Genomic DNA, 275 nt, shown 5'->3' on the forward strand with positions numbered 1-275 from the left:
GAGTATGACGCGCTTGCACTTGCCAGAGGGTTATCTGCAGAGCGTCGTAAAAAGTTTTTTAAAGACAGCGGCAATGGTATGGCACAAGTAAACGATACAATAAAAAAACAAGTTAGTTTTAGGCACCTGAATTTGCTTGATTCTTACGCGTTAATGGGCAAGTTTGATATTATTTTTTGCCGTAATGTACTTATTTATTTTGCGCCTGAAATAAAAGCTAAAATTATTAATCAGTTTGCACAAGCATTAAACCCAAAAGGGTACTTATTTTTAGG

Annotated in this window: 1 protein-coding gene; it reads left to right on the forward strand. The window is 35.6% G+C overall.

Annotated features, from left to right (window positions below; all coding sequences use genetic code 11):
• On the forward strand, nucleotides 1–275 hold a 275-nt coding region (locus AAEY83_RS14780; RefSeq protein WP_351060067.1), incomplete at both ends, for a CheR family methyltransferase.

The organism is Psychrobacter sp. TB20-MNA-CIBAN-0197, assembly GCF_040309765.1.
Classification (GTDB): domain Bacteria; phylum Pseudomonadota; class Gammaproteobacteria; order Pseudomonadales; family Moraxellaceae; genus Psychrobacter; species Psychrobacter submarinus.